Raw genomic sequence first — 20,088 nt, 5'->3', positions numbered from 1 at the left:
ACTAAGAATGGGGAACTTCCCCAAGCAACCGTAACGTCCCATGACATTGGCCACAGCGGTACTTGTCGACTTGAATGCGTCGCTGTCTGGTTAGCACATGACCATTGCAACACTGATAACGCCACAGATGTTTTGGCTTAGTCGCTGTTGTCGCCGCTAATTTAGGGGCGTAGCGCGCCCCACCGACTGCTGCCAGCAACTGCTTAAAATCACGATCGCGATGCCGATAACCTTTATGTTGCAGATGCAGATGATAATGCACCAATTCATGTTTAATAATCGCGTCAAATTCAGGCAGCGCCGCCATTTTCGGATTAAATTCGAGATGGTGACTATGCGTGAAATAACGCCCACCAGTTGTTTTTAAACGGGCGTTAAAGGTGGCTTGATGTTGAAACGGTCGACCAAATACTTGTTGCGAGAGCAACATTACCCGCTGTTGTAATTCTGCTGGCGTCATCATTTGAGTAATTTGTGTGCTTTCAAGTAATTGCGGGCGACTTGTTCCGCTGATTGATGGTCGACATTGACAGCATAATTCATCGCTTGCATCTCCTCATTAGTGATGTGACCCGCTAATTGATTCACCGCACGCACAATTTCTGGGTGGTTTTTGGCAAAATCTGAGCGCATCAGACCAACCCCTTGATATACTGGGAAAACATGCCGATCATCAGCCAACACCTTCAAATGATATTGTTTAATTTGTGAATCAGTTGTGTAAGCATCAACCACTGATACTTGCTGTTCACGCACAGCTTGATAACGCAGCGCTGGGTCCAAACTCACCTTTGGTACATTCAAACCATACGTCTGCTCAATTGCCGGCATGCCATCAGGGCGATCTAAGAACTCTGCCGTCATCCCTGCCTTGGCATGCGGGAGGTGCTGCAAATCCCCAATCGTTGTTAAATGATATTGCTTGGCCAAATTTTGCGGTACGGCAATCCCATACGTATCGTTGAATTGCATGGGTTGCGTCATCGTAAGCTGTTGTGCTTGGGCGACTTTTTTAGCAGCTAAATAAGTCGTTTGCGCATCAGCACCTACTGGTAAGGTCACTGGTGGTTTAGCCAGCGTTGCGGTGATTGTGCCGGTGAATTCTGGATAAAGGTCGATCTTTTTGCTGGTCAACGCTTCATACAGAAATGTGGTCACCCCAAAATTTGGTTTTAAAATCACCCGCGTCTCTGGTTGAGACTGTTTAATCAACGCCGCATACATGTGAATCAAAATTTCTGGTTCAGATCCCAGTTTACCAGCAATGGTGATTGTCTGGGGGGCTTGTTTTTGCGGTAATAACGGCGCGACACTGCCACCAATAAAAAGCACACTCAAACTAATCAACACGATCCGGCGCCAAGTATGCTGTAATTTGGCGAGCCACTGAACACCAAAACTCCCAATTAACGCTAAGGCCGCTGAGGCAAACGCCCCGATTAAAATAAGATTGGTATTATTGCGATTAATGCCAAGTAAAATGAAATCACCTAAGCCACCAGCACCAATCAGCGCCGCTAAGGTGGCCGTGCCAATAATCAACACAACAGCCGTCCGTAGACCAGCCATAATACTTGGTTGTGCCAGTGGTAATTGAATCCGTCGCAGTATCTGACGTCGGGATAAACCTAATGCACGGCCCCCATCAAGAACACCTTGATCAACCTCCGTTAAACCAAGATAGGTATTTTGGAAAATTGGTAATAACGCATAAATAACCAAGGCAATTAATGCCGCAGGTGTCCCAATACCGACCACAGGAATCAGTAACCCTAAAACTGCCAATGATGGCAAGGTTTGAAAGAGACCTGTTAGTTGTAATAACCATTCTGCGTAGCGCCGATGATTTTCAGCCCAAATCGCCAATGGTATCGCAATCAGTGCCGCAATCACGAGTGCGGCGACTGTTAATTGAATATGTTGCCATAGCGCTGTCACGAATTGATCGTGACGCGTCATGAGTGTTTGCCACATGTTTGTTACCCTTTTATGTACGGTTATGTGTCTTAAACACACAAACCTCAAGGTGCATGATAATGCGCCCTGCCCCCTAATTTAATGTTGTTGCGTTATTGGCACTATTTAACATAGGCTAATAACGTTTGCACAAAATGTTCTAAGTCCGCACGATCTTGTGCCGAGAAACGCTGACGCGTTGGTGAGTCAATGTCTAAGACGCCAAGACGGCGGCCATCAGCCGTTGTCAATGGGATCACAATTTCAGCGTTTGAATTAGGATCGCAGACAATATGATTGGCAAAAGTGTTCACATCATCAACCACCACGGTTTCTTGGACACTAAACGCGTGCCCAACAACCCCAGCTTCCGGTGCAATCAACGCAACCGCTGGCTTGCCCAGAAATGGGCCAACGACTAATTGATTTTGGGCATCATCATAAAGATAAAACCCAACCCAGTTAATGTCAGCGACATTTTGATATAAAATAGCGGCCGCATTGGCATAGTTGGCCATTGGGAAGTCTTGGCTCCCCTCACCTTGAATCCAAGTGTCAAGTAACTGAGAGATGAGTGGTGCTGGTGATTGAACTGCTGACATGTTTTTTCCTCCAAAAATGCTGTTTTAGTTGTGGTCATCATTATTGTATTAAAAAAGCGTCACTACACGAACGCTATGATTCGTATAGGGACGCTGTTTGCGTGGTACCACCCATGTTCGTAGTGTTAACTACCTCAAAAAATCCGCTGACTTTTGATCAGCAAGATTAGGGAAGATAACGGCTCCCACCGATCGCTTAGCTTGCACTGCACGAACGTGTGTCATGAGTTCATCTTCACATTGCCAAAGTGGCTGTTTTCACCAAACACAGCTCGCTGAACACTCCAACAATATTACTCTTCTCAACACATTAAAATGATTAACTTGAAAATCAGTATAGCTTAATGTCGCACGGCTGTCAAATGACTAATTTTGATGTGCGACGATGTAGTCAACTGTTTGTTGTAACGTCACCAAGTTTTCAGCATCTTCATCTGAAATGCTGACATTAAACATATCTTCGACTTCTAATACTAATTCCACGAAATCAATTGAATCAGCATTCACATCCGTCAAAAAGTTTAAATCTGGTGTCACTGCTTCACGCTTAATACTAAAGCGCGTTGCAATTTCATCTGCCATCATGTTGTAGATTGCTTCTTTTTCCATCGCCATTTGTTACTCTCCAATATATCTTCCAATATTCACAGCTAGCCATTAGCCGTTAACTTGTGTACTTAAAGCTTCTTTCCCAGCTTGTAGTTCGTCTTTATGTTCTGCAATAAATGCTTCAATATCTGGCACCAATTGGTGATCCAACATTGTCTTGATTTGCCCCATTGTGTTGGCCACTGCCGGTGCCTTAGCTGAACCGTGCGTCTTAACAACAGGTGCCTTCACACCCAAAATAACTGCGCCACCGGCTTCATTATAATCGAGTTGCTTTTGCACTGTCTTAAAGGCAGGCTTTAAGAGTGCACCACCCAACTTACCACGCAAACCAGCAGCCATAATTGCTGCTTTAAGTTGCTTAAGCATCATCAAAGCAGTGCCTTCTGTTGCTTTCAAGGCAGCGTTACCAGAGAAGCCATCCGCCACGACAACATCAGCAGTGCCGGCCAATAATTCACGCGCTTCAATGTTACCTAAGAAGTTAAAGGCTGTCGTGTCTTTCATCAAAAGATGGGCTGTTTTATGCACCTCATCACCTTTATCTTCTTCCGCACCATTATTCAACAAGCGCACGGTTGGCTCTTTAATACCAAGCACATGTGAGGCATAGAAGCTCCCCAAAATACCATATTGGTAAAGGTGGGCTGGTTTACTCTCGGCGTTTGCGCCTAAATCCATAAAGACAAATTGATCATGTGCCCCACCAAAACTTGGTAAAGCTGTTGCCAAAGCCGGTCGATCGACCCCTTTGATCCGGCCCACCAAGAAAATAGCACTGGACAACAACGCACCAGTATTACCGGCACTAAACAAGGCATCTGCCCGACCGTCTTTAACTGCCAAGGCTGCTTGCACCATTGATGAGTCCTTTTTACGGCGCATGGCTTTGACAGGTTCATCTCCCATCTCAATCACTTCTGTTGTGGGAATCAGTGTCAAGCGGTCCCAGTTTTGCACCAGTGGCTTAATCGCTGATTCAGTGCCAAATAACAGAAACTCTAGTTCAGGATAACGGTCACGTGCCAGCTCAACCCCTTTGACAATTTCAAGTGGAGCGTAATCGCCACCCATGGCATCTATTGCGATTTTTTTAGTCATCTATATCGTTGGTTGCTGGTCCGGTCCGTCTTTGACCGATTTGACCTAACAACCCTAGCCTCCAAATTTCAATCTTTATCTATTTTATCATTTTTCACGACCAACCGCCGAAGATATTCTTACTGTTGCTTGGCTGACTTGTGATGGGTGATAAAGAAAACGACCGACATCACCAACAAAAAGGCTAGTCCAATGAGTAGTGGTATCCGTGTTTCTGGATTAATCACCATGTAAACCAATGTCAGTACAAGCATGGCAATGGCAAAGTAATTGGTGTACGGTGCCCAAGGCATCTTAAACGGATGTCCTGCCAACAAGTCTGGATTGTCACGCTTAAATTTCATTTGGCTGATCAAAATGACAAACCATGGTACCATACCTGGTAACGTACTTGCCGAATAAACGAGCACGAAGACACTTGAGCTACCGCGCCAAAAGAGTGGTAATAATGCATTAAGCACAATTCCAATCAAAATACCACCTGACATCGCCAACACTGGCAACGTTGGCACGCGATGCTTTGAAAGTTTCAAAAACTTTGGCGACAATTCCTTGTTCAACGCCAACGTGTAAAGCATACGACTTGAACTAAAAATACCAGAGTTCAAAGCAGACATAGCAGCTGTTAGCATCACAAAGTTAATGATACCCGCAGCGGCAGTAATGCCGACACGCGAGAACGTCTCCACAAAGGGTGAGCCAACTTGATCCAACTTATCCCATGGATAAATAGTGATGATGACAAAAATAGCCCCAATGTAGAAAATTAAAATACGCGCCACAATGGACTTAATAGCTGACACAATCGCGTGCTTAGGATTTTGCGTTTCCCCAGCCGTAATCCCGATAATTTCAATACCTTGATAAGATGTCATGACAATTGACAAGGCAAACATAAAGCCTTTTATGCCACCAGCAAAGAATGGACCATGCGTCCACAAATTAGAAAAACCAACGGGATGCCACCCATTACCGAATCCTAGCAAGATCACCATAAAGCCTAAAATGATCATTAAAATAATCGTGACCACTTTAATCATTGAAAACCAAGTTTCCATATTGCCATATGCTTTCACCGTAGCCATATTTGCTAAGGTCAACGTTACCAAAACGACAATACCAGTGACCCAAATTGGCACCCCTGGGAACCAGTAGTTCAGATAGACCCCGACGGCAATCGTTTCTGAGACCCCAACAGTCAACCACTGAAAGACATTCGCCCAGACGGTTAAATAACCGGCGAGTGGGTGAATATATTTTGTCGCATAGTTAGCAAATGACCCGACTGTTGGATCAACAAATAACATTTCCCCCAGTGCTCGCATCACCAGGTATAAAACAAATCCGGCCAACGCATAGGCAAAAATAACTGATACACCGGTCCATTTAATCGTCGCCGATGATCCCATAAACAAGCCGACCCCAATCGTCCCGCCCAAGGCAATCATTTGCATTTGATTTGACGATAAATCTCGGTTTAACTCTCTGTTCCGTTTATCTAACATTGCTCTTTCCTCACACTTTTCCCTCGTTGCACGTACGGCATAAAAAAAGCGCCCCTAGAACCTAATCTAGGGGCGCTTTTGCGCGGTACCAACCCAATTTCAAGCCTGTCTGTCGACAAGCCACTTAAAGCAATTGGGGTAACGGCCAATTACACCGACAATCCTTTCAGCTTGCACCTAATCAGATTATGCATCAACGGTAGTTAGTCCACTAGTCCCTTCATCATTTTCACCAACCATGATGTCTCTACTAAGGCGATCTAGTAACCCGTCCGTCTCAACGCTTGTATCAATAATACTATGATTCAATTTTTTTTGCAATGTATTTTAGACAAAAAGAAAAGCAAGTAACAAAGTTACTTGCTTTTCCTGGAATATCCCAAAGGTCACCTGATAGTTAAATCAGTGCTCCCTCTCGGACTCGAACCGAGGACCTTGGGATTAAAAATCCCCTACTCTAACCAACTGAGTTAAAGGAGCATACATGCCGTAGCACATTTATATATATTACAGATGTTGCGCCAAAAATGCAACCCTTTTTCAAAACTTTTTTTATTACATTTTTAATACATTATCAAAACCCGTTATTTTAGGCCGCCAACACGTCAATAGCCACAAAAAAAATGCCGTTAACACGGCATTTTAACATTACTTTTCAATATCACCGTCGCCCAAATCATCAAGATCGTTTGTGCCGGCTAATTCTGTTAAGTTATCATCAATTGATTCATCATCGCCAACGATAATATCTGTGTCGTCATCATCGTCTTCAACTTCAATTTCAGCGTCGTCAACGTCAACATCGACTTCTTCTTCAGCAACTTCACCAAAGTCTTCGTCTTCAGGATCGTCATCGTTATAATCGATCACATCATCATCTGCTGCTGAGTCTGCAAAGACGTTAACCTTCTTTGCAACCTTCTTACGCTTTGGTGTGTCATCGTCATCATCCATTTCGTGGATTGATTCGTCAATGGCATCAACTGGATACCATGCACGCAAGCCCCATTCATTGTTACCAAGTGAGATGAATGAGCCATCTGTATTTAAGTCGGTATAAAATTGTGAGAGACGTGACCGGAACGTCTCCGCATCAACTGCCAAAAAGTCCTGAATTTCTTGAACCAGTGAGCTAAATGGCATAACTGTCTTGTGCTCTGCCAAAATTGCAGTTGCAATTTCAACCAATGCTAATTCTTCTTTTGGGTGATTGCCTAATTGTGTGAGTGCCATAGTGCACGTCCTTTCGAGTTTCTAACTAATTAAGTTTACTAGATTTAGCTTGGAATTGCAACCGTAACGCGTATTCGCCAACAATCTGGTCATTGGCAATGAGTTGATAGTCAATCGCAATTTTACCTTGCGCCTTTTCCGGATCGATTGCTGTCTGTAACTGCGTGGTATAAGTTGCCAAATGCATTTGCCCAGCCGGTGTTTGATAGAAAGCTGGCACCTGTTGTCCCAGCGCAAAAACCAGTTGGGTTTGGTGCCCGTCACCTGTCCGGTGCAATCGGACCTTGTCTGGTTCAAATTTAAACCGGACTTTGGTTTGCTGTTCCGCAATGATTTCCGTATAACGTAAGTAGACATGACCATTTTTAGCCAATAACTCCCCCGCAGTGTCAAAATTAAAAGTCTCGACGTCGTCATCTTGACGAACAGTTGTTGTTAATGATAATTGGACCATTTGTTTTTGTGTTTGTGACATAGTTCCCCCTTAGACTCAGGTCATACGACACACTAGCCTATCATGTGTCAACCGACGGTTGTGTGGCACATCTGATAATCCGCCGACATTTTTCATTCATTTCGTTAATTATCTATTATAATATAAGAAAGGTCAAAAGGGACAAATGATGTTAACAGATAAATTACACAACGAGAAGGTCCTACGTGACCCCATCCACAAATTCATTCACATTCAAGATCGTGTGATCCTTGATCTCATTAATACGACTGAATTTCAACGCTTACGCCGGATTCAACAGCTTGGCATTACCAGCGCTGTTTTTCATGGGGCCGAACATTCACGTTTTGGCCATTCTGTTGGTGCCTATGAAATTGCCCGTCGGATTACCGAGCATTTTGAACAGTATTATGCGTCCACTTCACCAGAAGATGGCCTCTGGGATACCAACGAACGGCTGGTAACGCTATCTGCTGCCCTATTGCACGATATTGGACACGGGGCTTTTTCCCACACTTTCGAACATCTTTTTAACACCGATCATGAAGCGATGACGCAAGCTATTATTACGGGTGACAGTGAAATTCATGCCGTATTGGCAAGTGTCTCCCCTGATTTTCCCAATAAGGTGGCGAGTGTCATCGCTAAAACTTACCATAATCCCCAAGTCGTCCAATTGATTTCCAGTCAGCTTGACGTCGATCGTATGGATTACCTCCTACGCGATGCTTACTATACTGGGACAAAATATGGTGAATTCGATATTGACCGCATTCTACGCACGATGAAACCGACCCCCACAGGGATTGGCTTTGATATTGCTGGCATGCACGCTGTGGAAGATTATGTCGTGAGTCGCTATCAAATGTATCTGCAAGTTTATTTCCATCCTGTATCACGTGGCATGGAAGTTTTGCTGGAGCATTTACTGCGGCGCGCACAAGAACTTTATCGCACCGAATCGAGTCAAAACACCAGCACGTTCGGTCCCTTATTAACACCACTATTTAACGGTGAACAATTATCGACCGCAGACTATTTACGCCTAGATGACCATGTTTTTATGGCTTATATTGCGATGTGGCGCGATCACCCAGATAAGATTTTATCTGATTTATCCCGTCGTTTCCTTGATCGTCGACCGCTAAAGTCAATTGTTATTGACGATAATACCGCACCACTTTTGGAAGAATTGGAACAATTAGTGGCCTTTACTGGTTACAATCCAGTTTATTACACAGCTAGGAATGACGCCTATGACCTCCCTTATGATGACTACAAGCCAAATGTGGCTAAGCCGCGGACACAGATTGAATTTATTTTAGATGACGGCTCACACCGTGAATTATCAGAGTTGTCACCCTTAGTTGCCGCAATCAAAGGTAAAGCGTCATTAGATCAGCGGTTCTTCTTCCCAAAAGACATGTTAAGCATCGAACCAGATGATTTGTTTGCGGATACCTTTAAAAAATTTCGCAGCTATATCCATAATAATGCCTTAACAATCCCTAATCCGGAAAGTTAATCTATCAAACGTGCTCATAACTCAATTTGCACGTTTTTTAGTATCGACCAGCATGACTTGCCCAGTTTAAAACCTTGGAGATTGCACATGCATACACTCCCCGTTGTATCCCTGTTACTGATTACCCTTCCTTTATATAGTATTAAATAATGTTATAAAGGCGTTTGTTAGAAAAGAATTATTTATAAAGCTGTGTCAAAATAGTTGCTCGTCCCTAATTTTTTAATAGCAAAACAAAAAGCCTAACCATAATTTAATTCAGTTAGGCTTTTAATGTAGTTAATTTTTTACCACTATGATTGAGCCACTAGGCAAGTACTGTATTCATCAACTAAAGCGTTGATAGATGCTGTTAACAATTGGATACTGTATGACAACAACACACGAATCCAAACAAAATTAAACGGCCACTCATCGGTAGAATACCGGCAACTGGCCGCTTGATGAACTAAAATATTTTACTTTAACTTTTTGAGCACACCACAACAATGGCGTGGTCTTGTTACTCTGATGCTGCTAACCACGTTGTTAACCAGTCTGATAACGTCGTGGCAGCATGCTGACCTGATAACCAAATCAAGCCAGGAATTTGATGCCGTAAATAAGTCAATTGACGTTTTGCATAACGGCGCGAATCTTGTTGCATTTGCGCAGTGGCTTCAGCAAGCGTCACATCCCCAGTTAAATACGGGAAGAATTCTTTATAACCAATGGCTTTACCAGCTTGAATGGTTTCGCCACCCGCCGCTAAAATCCGGTCGGCCTCATCAAGCAACCCTGCTGCTAACATCTTCTCGGCTCGGGCGTTGATCCGCTCATACAAAACCTCACGTGGCCAATCCAATCCCACCACGAAGGCCTCATAGTTTGGTCGTGCTGGCTGTTCATCGTGTTTGCCGTGTCGTGCAATCTGGATGGCGCGGATAACGCGTTGTTTATTGTTTAAATCAACTCGTTCGGCCAACGATTGATCTAATCCCTGCAACGTCGCGACTAAGTCAGGTAACGCCTCAGCTTGTAACGCTGCGACCTCTGTCGCATCGCTAGCGACATAATCTAGCGTTTGTGCCCCAAGTAATGCTTTTACATAAAAGCCGGTCCCACCAGCAATAATCGGTAATTTACCCCGTGACACAATGTCAGCAATCGCTTGATCTGCTTGCGCCACGAAATCAGCTACCGAAAAGGTATCTGTCATATCAACAATATCAATTAAATGATGCGGCACCAATTCTTGCTCCTCTGGACTCACCTTCGCTGTACCCACATCTAACGTACGATAAATTTGCATGGCATCGGCGGAAATAATTTCACCATTAAACTGTTGCGCCATTTTAATGGCTAAATCACTTTTACCAGAAGCAGTTGGTCCCGCAATTACGACAATTTTAGTCATGCTGCTCTCCTTGTATTTCTTGACGAATGCGCGTCGCCAGGGCGACGTTATTCGTGATCAGACCACGTAACCCCGCTTTAAACACACGGCGCATATCAGCTTCGTTGTCCACAGTCCAAACACGGGTATGCCAGTTTGAGCGCCAAAAAATTTTCGGCTTATGCTTTAAAATGCGCATATCAACATGGACATAGTCAAAGACCCCGCGCCATTTTAACCAATAGACCTTATAGCCACCCCATACAGCTAACGCTGCGACATCAGCTGTTGGCGCTAACCGACGAATGGTCTTTAGGGTCTCCAAGTTAAAACTTTGATAAATAATTGGATAACTTGGCTTAAACTCAGCCACCAACGCTAAAATATCAGCCTCAATACCTGGATAATCCTGATGATCTGTCTTAATTTCAATCAATAACGTTTTAGCAAAATGTTGTGCTTGCAAAAACGTTAAAAATTCCGCAAAAGTTGGCACCGTCACGCCGGGCATTTTGGGGTCTTTATATTGACCAGCATCTAACGCCTTAATCTCAGCCAAAGTTAGGTCTTTGACAAGACCAGTCCCGTTAGTTGTGCGATCAACCGTTTCGTCATGAATCACGACAAGGTGGCCATCTTTGGTCCGATGCAAGTCCATTTCGAGCATATCAATGTCATACGCCAAGGCTGCTTCAAACGCTGGTAACGTATTTTCAGGGGCCACCGCGCGATAACCGCGATGCGCAATAATTTGTGTTTGTTTTGTCATAATTTTTATTATACTAAATTCGTTTACAAATAAGGCAAAATAGTTGATAATAGACTTTAGAAAAACGTAAGAAAAGAGAGGGATTATGAAATCATTTAAGTCAGGCGTTATCGTTGGTATTATTGGATCAGCCCTTGTTGCTGCTGCTTCTGCACTTGGGTATCGCCAAACAGTTATCAAGCCAGCCGAAGAAGCCGAAGCACAACACGAAGAAGTATCAAAGCAAGCTATTCGTCGCAGCATCGCGGCACATCAATCACGCTTTTAAACCCAATCAGCCGTTAGCGGCTGATTTTTTTGTTTAATTAATTGCTAACCATTGATTATGCAAGCAAAAATATAACCGATCATTAGCAAAAAGGATTAGCACATCAGCTAATCCTTTTTTCATGACCAACAGACGTCACGTAGCAAGCTTTGACAGACGTTGTACCAATTTAATCGTGTCCCGCCACCCAATTATTAATCTGATTGACGAGTTCCCGTGGCTGCGCGACACCAATTACTAAGCGGGTGTAACGCTCATCTTTGAGCTGAATCACAACTGATTCACTAGTTTGTTTAATGTTAAAAAACGTCTCTTCGCCTGTTTTACGAAAAGTCCCAGCCCAATAGCCCGGAATAGCTGTCCCGGGCATACGTAGCCCTTTCTTTTCCTTTAGGATGCCCGCATCAATCGAAGCGCCCACCACATGCGCCCTTGGTACACGTACGGCTTCTTTTAACGCAGCAATTTTTGTTATCCCAACTGGTGTCACGACTAACATATCTGCTGTTAATTCAACTGTGTTTTCCATCTGGTAATGCCTCCTTTAAAATACCACTTTGATTCAATAGTTGTTGCCCTAACTGCGCGAGAACTGTTGTCGCCTCTTGTTTGCGATACCATTCTTGGATCAACGTCCGAACGGCTATGCTTGTTTGGGTTAATTCTAATAATGCTACTAAAATCAAACGCCACGTTAATTCTGATTGTGGCTGTTTGGCTAAACCTGCTGTCAGGCACGCAATAAACATCCCCTGTTTACTACCAAATGCGCGATATAAGCTGCCTCGTAAGACACCCGTTGCGGCCACTAAATCATCCAGTGCGGTCCCTACATAGCCAAAGCGCGCAAAAACTTGGCTCATTTGTAACATAACGACATCGTGATCAAAACTTGTTTTTCTTCCCATGCCTTGATTATAGTTTTTGTTGACTGATTAGTCAAAAAAAAGCAACAACCTTTATGGCCGTTGCTTTTTTATAAACGATTTAAGAAAGTCAAAATTGCGTCATTAAACGTCGCTGGATCTTCGATATGGGGGATATGGCCGGCTTCAGGTAGAATGACGTATTGCCCATGCGCCGTCATCTGTGCTAACACTTTGGCATGTTCAGCTGGCCATAATGGTGACTGGCCACCCGCAATAAACAAGTGCGGCACCGCTTCACGCCGCAAAACATCCCGCCAATCTTGCACTGCGCTATTTTCCAATAACGGGGCATTCAATTTGAAATCAAAAGGTTGGAAATGTTGCCCAATTGCGCGTTTGATGTCAGCTGAAAGCTTCAGGTTCGTTAATTTCGTGGTGGGTAATTGCGTCAAAGCTGCTGGTAAATGCTGCCAATCGGACCCTAATAAACCATAAGGCCAATCCGCTGTCTGAATCATTTTGGGGATTTGATCTTCAGTGATCACGGCACGAATATCAGCATCCCCGAATAGGGACAAATACGCCCAAATTGTGCTGGCGCCCATCGAATGCCCTAATAAAATGGGCTGTTTGAGTGCTAAAGCTGAGATAATCGTGGCGAGATCCATCCCGTGACGCGATAGCCGCATGCCGTAAGCCACTTGATCACTCTGCCCATGATTGCGGCGGTCATAAGTAATCACTTGATACCCGGCTGCTACGAATGCCGGAATTTGTGCTGTCCACGTCGCTTGGTTGCCAGAATAGCCAGCAATTAAAATAATGGGCTGGCCAATTCCATGAACGTGATAGGCTAATTGTACGTTGTCGTTTGTTGTAATATGAGCCATAACTCTCCTAGAATTAAAATGACGTTGCCAAGTGTTGGCAACGTCATTTGCTGCTTATGTCAGTATTGCATGCTAAATGTGAACGGGTAACCCATCTGCCAATTCAGCAGTATCCATAATCGCCTCACCCAAGGTTGGATGTGGGTGAATCGTCAATGAAATATCTTGTGTGGTCAGGCCGTTTTCAATTGCCAGTGCTAACTCAGCAATCAAATCTGAAGCACTTGGGCCAACAATTTGCGCCCCTAACACTGCATTGGTGGTCTTATCGCTGATTAAGCGGATGAATCCCGCCGTTTCACCCATTGAAATGGCACGACCATTGGCCGCAAAGGGGAATTTAGATACTTTAACGTCCAGTTGGTTGGCTTGGGCTGATTCGGGTGTCTCGCCAACGGTTGCCATCTCGACTTGCGTATACGCAACGGCTGGTAACCCATAATGCAGGTCGTGTGCTTGCGGATCCCCCGCAATCGCTGCAGCAGCAATCTTACCCTGGAAGCTCGCCTTATGGGCCAGTTGTGGCCCTGCAGTCACATCCCCAATGGCATAAATATGCGGCACGCTCGTCTGCATGTTATCCGCAATTTCAATCAACCCACGATCTGTGAGTTTCACATCCGTGTTGTTTAAGCCCAAGGTGTCCGTGTTTGCCCGACGGCCAACTGCCACGAGTAGATAATCACCAGTAATCGTGTGCTCCTCGCCAGCCACGGTGTACGTGAGACGCACCTCATCATCAGTTTGCGTGGCCGACTTGGCCTGCGCGTCAGTGACGATAACGCCCCCCTTTTGCTTAAAGTCAGCCAAAACTGGTCGTGTCATTTCGGCATCAAACCCATTGAGGGTATGATCTAGTCCCTCAATGATTGTGACTTGTGCACCAAGGTTGGCATAAGCGCCACCTAACTCGGAACCAATGACGCCGCCACCGACAATAATTAAACGCTTAGGCACTTCAGGTAAACTTAAGGCACCCGTTGAATCAATAATGCGGCCACCAAATGGCATACTTGGAATAGCAACTGGACGTGACCCAGTCGCAATAATGGCATTGTTGAATTGTAATAATTCATGACCGTCTTCTTGCACCACGTTTAAGGTTTCATTATCGGTAAAAGTCGCTTCGCCATGGACAATTTCCACCTGATGCTTTTTCAGCAACATCGCCACACCACTGGTTAAGGTATTCACGACTTGATTTTGCTTCCAATCTTGGGTTTGTTGCCAATCTAAGGTTGCCCCACTGGTTGTCAGACCAAATGGTGTGTTTGCTTGGGCTTCTTGGTAGCGATGGCCAACATGGATTAACGCTTTTGATGGAATGCAGCCGACATTCAGACAAACGCCGCCAATGGCGTCGCGCTCAATAATGGTCACCTTTTGCCCCAATTCGGCGGCGCGAATGGCTGCCACATAGCCGCCAGGCCCAGAACCAATCACAACTGTATCAATTTCACGTGCTTGTGCGCCAACAACCATCTTACACCTCCATCAACATATACGCTGGATCAGCCAATAACTGCTTCAAATAATTCAAGGCACTTTGACCTAACATACCATCAATCAACCGGTGATCATAAGTTAAGGACAGCTTCATATTCTGACCGACAACAATTTCCCCAGCCGCATTGACGACTGGCTCCTTAACAATTGAGCCTAAGCCAAGAATCATCACTTCATGGCCATTAATAATGGGTGTGAACCAAGTGCCCCGTGCTGAACCGAGGTTAGAAATCGTCATCGTGCTGCCTTGCATTTGCTTAGGCGAAATCGACCCATCACGCACGGCATCGGCCAAAATGGCAATTTCTTTGGCAATTTGGAAAATCGACTTCCGATCAACTTGCGCCACGACCGGTACAAATAAACCAGACGGTGCATTCACCGCAATCCCCATGTTCACGTCGTCATGGTAAATAATTTCTTGGGTGGTCATATCCAAACTGGCATTAATTTCTGGGAATTTTTTAGCCGTCGCCGCCAACGCTTTCACCACATAAGCCAAGTAAGTCAAATGAATCCCTTGTTCAGACGCCTGTGCTTTAAACTGTTGACGATGTGCCACCAGCTGACTCACCTCAACACTATCAAAATTAGTGACCGCCGGAATCGTTGCGTTCTGGTTGGCCATTGCTTTGGCAATGACCTTCCGGATTGGTGTCATTGGTTGCCGACCTTCATGTAGTGGCGCTGGTGCAACAGGTCGTTCTGATTTGCTATCTGCAGGCTTTGGTGGGGTTGGTGCCGCTGGGGCCACAGCAGCCACCGGTGTGGGCGCTGCTGTGGTATCTGCTTGGAAGTTCATGACATCGGTCAAGGTCACATGACCATGTCGACCAGTTGCAGGTACTTGCGTGAGATCAATGCCTTTTTCAAACGCCAAATGACGAACTGAAGGCATCGCCAAGACATGACCGTTAACCGTTTGGACAGTACTTGCCGTAGGACTAGGTGTAGTCTGTGCTTGTGGTGCCTGCTCAGTCACAGGTGCAACTGGTGCCACGTCAGGTGTTGGTACAGCAGTATCAGCCACTGACGCAGTACCACCACTACCATCGCCATCAAATTCAATCAAGGGATCGCCAACGGATACAGTTGTGCCAGCCTCGACAAACAACTTCGTCACTTTCCCCGCATAGGGTGATAAAATTTCTTGAATTAACTTATCATTTTGCACTTCGGCAACGGGATCATCCATGGCAATCGTGTCACCAACTTTAACCAGCCATAACGTAATATCACCTTCGGCCATCCCTTCACCAATATCTGGCATTTTAAAAATCTCAGTCATAATTCACAACCTCCATCACTTTTGCCACAACATCATCTGCTTTAATCATCCAATCATTTTCGGCTTGACCAAATGGATAAACTGAGTCCGGTGCCGCCACGCGGCCAATCGGTGCCTTCAAGTCCAAAATAAATCGCTCTGAAATTTCACTCATCACGTTGGCGCCGATGCCTGCCATGCGTTGGGCTTCTTGGACAACGACCACTCGACCGGTCTTTTGTACTGTGGCGCCAATACTTGCAATATCAAGTGGCGAAACTGTCCGTAAGTCTAGAACCTCGGCCGAAATATTCTCTTTGGCTAAGGCTTCCGCTGCCTTCAACGCAACTGGTACACCGCCACCATAAGAAATAATCGAGACATCACTACCTTCCCGCGCAACGGCCGCTTGATCAAGCGGTGTTGTGTAGTAACCTTCTGGTACTTCGCCTTTTAATGAACGATAGAGATGCAAATTTTCCAAAAAGACCACAGGATCATTTGATTCAATTGCACTGAGCAATAAGCCTTTAGCATCTGCTGGGTTGGCGGGCATCACAACACGAATACCAGGGATTTGGGCCACAATGCCTTCCAAGTTGTCCGCATGCATCTCCGGTGTCTTTGTGCCACCGCCATAAGGGGCACGAACCACAATTGGCATTTGCTTTGTCCCACCAAAGCGGAAACGATTACGGGCCATTTGGCCAGCGATTGAATCCATCACTTCAAATACAAAGCCAAAGAATTGAATTTCCATCACTGGTCGATAGTTTTGTGTGGTTAAGCCAATGGCTAGTCCACCAATACCTGACTCAGCTAAGGGCGTATTAAAGACCCGATCTTCGCCATATTTGGCTTGCAGCCCATCGGTGGCACGGAACACACCGCCATTTTTACCAACATCTTCACCAAAAATGAGGACGTTCTCGTCTTGACCAAGGGCAAGATCCATTGCCTCGCGGACAGCATCAATATAACTTTTAACAGCCATCTTACTTCCCCTCACTTTCAAACTTTGCGATTTGTTCTGTCATAGCATAACTTGGAACTTCCAGTGTATTTTTAATAAAGTCAGAAATTTTTTGCTTTGGCACATTATCTGCAATTTTAATCTGTTCATCAATTAAGGCATTGACTTCCGCAATATAGGCGGCTTCTTTAGCCTCATCCCAAATGCCTTGGTCGGTCATAAACTTGCGCATCCGAATGAGGGGTTCTTTTGCCCACCACGCATCAATGTCATCTTGTGTGCGATAACGCAATGGATCGTCACCTGCAGTTGAATGCGGCTCTAAGCGATCTGTCAGCGTTTCAATCAATACTGGCCCATTACCGGATACTGCCCACTGACGCGCCTCCTTAGCTGCCAAATACACGGCAATTGGATCATTCCCATCAACCACGACACTTGGCACCCCAGCAGCCCAGCCTTTGGCCGCCAAGTGCGTTGCCGCAGTTTGTAATCCACGTGGTGTTGAAATAGCATAGCCATTATTTTGAATAAAGAAGACGGCATTGGCTTGATAGGCACCAGCAAAATTGACCCCTTCGTAAAAGTCACCTTGTGACGACCCGCCATCACCCGTATAGGCATAGGCGACCGCGTCTTTTTGCCGCTTTTTGAGTCCTAAGCCAATTCCAGCTGCTTCAACGTATTGGGCGCCAATGATAATTTGTGGCATCCAAGCATTGACGGGTTGATCATCTGACGTTGTGAACACATTCCCTAAAACATGGCCGCGTGACCATAGAATCGCTTTCCAAATTGGCCACCCCTTCACGATAATTTGTGGAATATCACGATATCCCGGCATTAACCAATCGCTATCATTAAAGGCATACGATGAAGCCATTTGTGAGGCTTCTTGCCCAGCTGTTGGCGCAAAAAAGCCAAAGCGACCTTGCTTGGCAAGCTTTGTTGACCGAATATCTAATTGCCGGCTCAACAACATCCGTTGCATAATTTGGACTAAATCTTCCGATGATAGATCTGCACGCGCTAAACCAGCTTCATCAACAATCTCACCCGCAGGATTTAAAATCTGTAGTGTTGGAAATGTCTCATCCTGTAGCGCTAATTGGCCACTAAAGTCCAAAATTTTCTCATTTGTTACTGTGATATCAGACATGTGTTTCTACCTCATCTTTCTGAAAAAATACTGCCAAAAGTTCATCGTTCGTGATCGTGCCAAAGTACTGACCGTCTTGGTTCGCTAATAACACGTCAGCTACCGCAGTCTTGGTAAACGGCAAGCCAATAAATTGTGATTTAATCTCACGCCAATCACGCACACCCAAAAAATCACCAGTAAAGTCAATATCAGTTATTTTCCCGTCAACAGCATTGACATGCACGTCAATGCTGCCACCCTGATATTTAGCATGGTTTTGATACATGAAATCCGGACTTTGCCCATAATTCCATGACCACTGGGCAAACTGTTGATCTCGTAAGGCTAAAATCGCTGTCTTCTGTGTGTCTGTTAATTGATATTCACCATCTCGCCCTTCATTAGTGAGGTAATAGCGCAATTGTTTGATAAATGCATCGATGGTTAAATTATCAGGGGCATAATCCTTAATATTACCCACCCGTGCGCGGACTGATTTCGCTGCTTTTGAAATAAATTTTTCGTCAGCCACGTTTAACGACCGTACCATCGCATCCACATCCGTATCCCACAACAATGTACCATGATGCATTAAATAGCCACCCGCATAGCGCTGCGCATTACCAGAAATTTTCTTGCCATCGATTTCCAAATCATTACGGCCAGAAATTGTGACGTCAATGCCAACTGCAGCTAAAGCATCTGCCATTGGTTGCACAAATTGATGAAAATCAACATTGGCACTGCTAACAACCGGTACAAAAAAAGTAAAGCAAATGTTCCCTAAATCATGATAAACTGCGCCACCACCAGAAACCCGTCTGACAACTTGCACATCATTTTCAGTGATATAATCAGCATTCACTTCAGAAAACGTGTTTTGATTTTCACCAACAATAACGGCACGCTGATTTTGCCACAAGGCAAAAACCGGTTCAGTTGGCTTTAAATGCTTCAGTAACCACGCATCCATGGCAATATTTGTGTAGGCATCATGATTAAAGTAATTAATGTATTGCATGGCTTTCTCCTTTTTGTAACCGCTTACATTTTCAATTATACACTTCTTTATTAAAATTTAAAGCCATCGACACCATCATTATTTTTAGCTGCCCATATAAAAAAAGGTTGTGATACATAAGCCGTATCACAACCTTCTTGGCGTTATTATTTAATTTGTTTTCTTCCCAGTATATTGTGAGAAGCCCCCACGCAAAATAAAAATACGATTTTTTTGGTACCCTTGCTTCTTCAAAATTTTGCTCACACGTGTCACTTCACGCAAGCGGTCATCATAAAGAAAAATATCACGATCATGACGCAAGCCAGACTTTCCTTGTGAAAAGTTTATTGCCGGAATATTACGTGCCCCCATAATGTGTGAGCGCTTATAGGCAGCAGGTTCACGTACGTCGATAATTTGTGCATTTTCATTGGCTAATTTATCCGCAAATGCTTCGGGCTTGAGTAATGTCCCACTCGATTTTGCTGACAAAATAACCCATAGCCAGCTGCCAAAAGCAATTAAAATCCACGCAAGAATAACGGTTAGAACTGTTCCTAATATACTCATTTTTTACCTCTTCTAATAAAGTCAATGTTTATATTATATCAAAAAAACGCGTTACCGCGTCCTTTAGAATAAGTTTTTAATTTGCTTGAGCGCATCGCGTTGCATGACTAACTCACCATGTTCCCTTAAGACATCATTTTGTACTGCCGCAACAGTCGCATACTCGAGAATCATCGCCTTTTGGTCCTTCATCATATCATGACTCACATTGTCCTGTTCGTAGTGTAGCGTGAGGTAAAAATCGGACTGATAGCGATATAAGTCTGAAGCACGATCTAACCGGTTGGCTAAATGCGCAATTGGGATAATCGCTTCAAAGTACGGCAATTTAACGGTCAATAGATTGTCCACAGGCTGTTGGTTGGTGTCTGAGGCAGTTGTGGTCGCTTGCTGTTGTGACGGCGATGAGACCGTTTGCCCATCATCCGTTTGCCTTAACGCTGAGCGACGTTCATCAGAAACTTGGTCAATC

22 protein-coding genes and 1 tRNA gene (1 of these 23 cut by a window edge) are annotated in these 20,088 nt (G+C 44.7%); 2 read left to right on the top strand and 21 right to left on the bottom strand.

Annotated elements, in window-relative coordinates; translation table 11 throughout:
- Position 1 precedes the first annotated feature (1 nt).
- The 9 genes from FGL80_RS04890 to FGL80_RS04850 form a co-directional block, all read right to left on the bottom strand.
- Complete coding sequence (locus FGL80_RS04890) at positions 2–463, bottom strand: SprT family protein (RefSeq protein ID WP_244297898.1); 462 nt, start codon at positions 461–463, stop codon at positions 2–4.
- On the bottom strand, positions 460–1,974 hold the full coding sequence (locus tag FGL80_RS04885) for an ABC transporter permease/substrate-binding protein (protein WP_055308241.1): 1,515 nt from the start codon (positions 1,972–1,974) through the stop codon (positions 460–462). Before FGL80_RS04885 ends, FGL80_RS04890 begins: the two co-directional genes overlap by 4 nt.
- Positions 1,975–2,078: 104 nt before the next feature.
- Positions 2,079–2,558 (bottom strand): GAF domain-containing protein, encoded by a 480-nt coding sequence (locus FGL80_RS04880; protein ID WP_055308242.1) that lies wholly within the window; start codon positions 2,556–2,558, stop codon positions 2,079–2,081.
- A 366-nt stretch (positions 2,559–2,924) separates the two neighbouring features.
- Positions 2,925–3,173 carry an acyl carrier protein gene (locus tag FGL80_RS04875; RefSeq protein WP_019040020.1) on the bottom strand — a complete coding sequence of 83 codons (249 nt, stop codon included), beginning with the start codon at positions 3,171–3,173 and terminating at the stop codon, positions 2,925–2,927.
- A 42-nt stretch (positions 3,174–3,215) separates the two neighbouring features.
- Positions 3,216–4,268: a phosphate acyltransferase PlsX gene (plsX, locus tag FGL80_RS04870; protein ID WP_055308243.1), complete on the bottom strand. Its 1,053-nt coding sequence runs from the start codon at positions 4,266–4,268 to the stop codon at positions 3,216–3,218.
- A 119-nt stretch (positions 4,269–4,387) separates the two neighbouring features.
- Positions 4,388–5,773: an amino acid permease gene (locus FGL80_RS04865; protein ID WP_055308244.1), complete on the bottom strand. Its 1,386-nt coding sequence runs from the start codon at positions 5,771–5,773 to the stop codon at positions 4,388–4,390.
- A 406-nt stretch (positions 5,774–6,179) separates the two neighbouring features.
- A tRNA-Lys gene (locus FGL80_RS04860) sits at positions 6,180–6,253 on the bottom strand.
- Positions 6,254–6,421: 168 nt separating this feature from the next.
- Positions 6,422–7,006, bottom strand: coding sequence for a DNA-directed RNA polymerase subunit delta (rpoE, locus tag FGL80_RS04855; RefSeq protein ID WP_010002071.1), 585 nt, complete (start codon positions 7,004–7,006; stop codon positions 6,422–6,424).
- A 25-nt stretch (positions 7,007–7,031) separates the two neighbouring features.
- Positions 7,032–7,481: a YwiB family protein gene (locus FGL80_RS04850; protein WP_147001827.1), complete on the bottom strand. Its 450-nt coding sequence runs from the start codon at positions 7,479–7,481 to the stop codon at positions 7,032–7,034.
- A gap of 148 nt (positions 7,482–7,629) precedes the next feature.
- On the opposite strand from FGL80_RS04850, the gene FGL80_RS04845 reads away from it, so the two are divergent.
- On the top strand, positions 7,630–8,985 hold the full coding sequence (locus FGL80_RS04845) for an HD domain-containing protein (protein WP_055308246.1): 1,356 nt from the start codon (positions 7,630–7,632) through the stop codon (positions 8,983–8,985).
- Positions 8,986–9,487: 502 nt separating this feature from the next.
- Here FGL80_RS04845 and miaA read toward each other — a convergent pair.
- Together miaA and FGL80_RS04835 are read right to left on the bottom strand one after the other, a co-directional pair.
- Positions 9,488–10,381: a tRNA (adenosine(37)-N6)-dimethylallyltransferase MiaA gene (miaA, locus tag FGL80_RS04840; protein WP_055308247.1), complete on the bottom strand. Its 894-nt coding sequence runs from the start codon at positions 10,379–10,381 to the stop codon at positions 9,488–9,490.
- Positions 10,374–11,129: a glycerophosphodiester phosphodiesterase family protein gene (locus FGL80_RS04835; RefSeq protein WP_055308248.1), complete on the bottom strand. Its 756-nt coding sequence runs from the start codon at positions 11,127–11,129 to the stop codon at positions 10,374–10,376. The genes miaA and FGL80_RS04835 overlap by 8 nt, the downstream gene beginning before the upstream one ends.
- Positions 11,130–11,214: 85 nt before the next feature.
- Here FGL80_RS04835 and FGL80_RS04830 point away from each other — a divergent pair, with 85 nt between their 5' ends.
- Positions 11,215–11,397 carry a DUF3042 family protein gene (locus tag FGL80_RS04830; RefSeq protein ID WP_029509042.1) on the top strand — a complete coding sequence of 61 codons (183 nt, stop codon included), beginning with the start codon at positions 11,215–11,217 and terminating at the stop codon, positions 11,395–11,397.
- A 169-nt stretch (positions 11,398–11,566) separates the two neighbouring features.
- Here FGL80_RS04830 and FGL80_RS04825 read toward each other — a convergent pair whose 3' ends face one another.
- The 10 genes from FGL80_RS04825 to FGL80_RS04780 all read right to left on the bottom strand — a co-directional run.
- The gene (locus FGL80_RS04825; RefSeq protein WP_055308249.1) at positions 11,567–11,926 is read right to left on the bottom strand and encodes a PH domain-containing protein; all 360 of its coding nucleotides are present in this window, start codon (positions 11,924–11,926) and stop codon (positions 11,567–11,569) included.
- Positions 11,910–12,305 carry a TetR/AcrR family transcriptional regulator gene (locus FGL80_RS04820; RefSeq protein ID WP_055308250.1) on the bottom strand — a complete coding sequence of 132 codons (396 nt, stop codon included), beginning with the start codon at positions 12,303–12,305 and terminating at the stop codon, positions 11,910–11,912. Before FGL80_RS04820 ends, FGL80_RS04825 begins: the two co-directional genes overlap by 17 nt.
- Positions 12,306–12,373: 68 nt before the next feature.
- Entirely contained in the window at positions 12,374–13,156 is a 783-nt protein-coding gene (locus FGL80_RS04815) for an alpha/beta fold hydrolase (RefSeq protein ID WP_055308251.1), read from the bottom strand.
- Between the two features lie 72 nt (positions 13,157–13,228).
- On the bottom strand, positions 13,229–14,638 hold the full coding sequence (lpdA, locus tag FGL80_RS04810) for a dihydrolipoyl dehydrogenase (protein WP_055308252.1): 1,410 nt from the start codon (positions 14,636–14,638) through the stop codon (positions 13,229–13,231).
- A gap of 1 nt (position 14,639) precedes the next feature.
- Positions 14,640–15,950, bottom strand: a complete 1,311-nt coding sequence (locus FGL80_RS04805; RefSeq protein ID WP_055308253.1) for a 2-oxo acid dehydrogenase subunit E2 — start codon at positions 15,948–15,950, stop codon at positions 14,640–14,642.
- Entirely contained in the window at positions 15,943–16,923 is a 981-nt protein-coding gene (locus FGL80_RS04800) for an alpha-ketoacid dehydrogenase subunit beta (RefSeq protein WP_055308254.1), read from the bottom strand. Before FGL80_RS04800 ends, FGL80_RS04805 begins: the two co-directional genes overlap by 8 nt.
- A 1-nt stretch (position 16,924) precedes the next feature.
- Positions 16,925–18,061: a thiamine pyrophosphate-dependent dehydrogenase E1 component subunit alpha gene (locus FGL80_RS04795; RefSeq protein WP_055308255.1), complete on the bottom strand. Its 1,137-nt coding sequence runs from the start codon at positions 18,059–18,061 to the stop codon at positions 16,925–16,927.
- On the bottom strand, positions 18,054–19,064 hold the full coding sequence (gene lplA / locus FGL80_RS04790) for a lipoate--protein ligase (protein WP_055308256.1): 1,011 nt from the start codon (positions 19,062–19,064) through the stop codon (positions 18,054–18,056). Before lplA ends, FGL80_RS04795 begins: the two co-directional genes overlap by 8 nt.
- A 150-nt stretch (positions 19,065–19,214) precedes the next feature.
- A complete protein-coding gene (locus FGL80_RS04785; protein WP_055308257.1) occupies positions 19,215–19,616 on the bottom strand; it encodes a rhodanese-like domain-containing protein in 402 nt (133 codons plus the stop codon).
- 63 nt (positions 19,617–19,679) lie between these two features.
- Positions 19,680–20,088 carry the 3' portion of an adaptor protein MecA gene (locus FGL80_RS04780; RefSeq protein ID WP_055308258.1) on the bottom strand. It continues 302 nt past the right edge of the window, so only the last 409 of its 711 coding nucleotides appear in the window; its start codon lies beyond the right edge, outside the window; the stop codon is at positions 19,680–19,682.

The organism is Leuconostoc lactis (genome assembly GCF_007954625.1).
Taxonomy (GTDB): Bacteria; Bacillota; Bacilli; order Lactobacillales; family Lactobacillaceae; genus Leuconostoc; species Leuconostoc lactis_A.
This window is presented reverse-complemented; position numbering and strand designations above follow the sequence as displayed.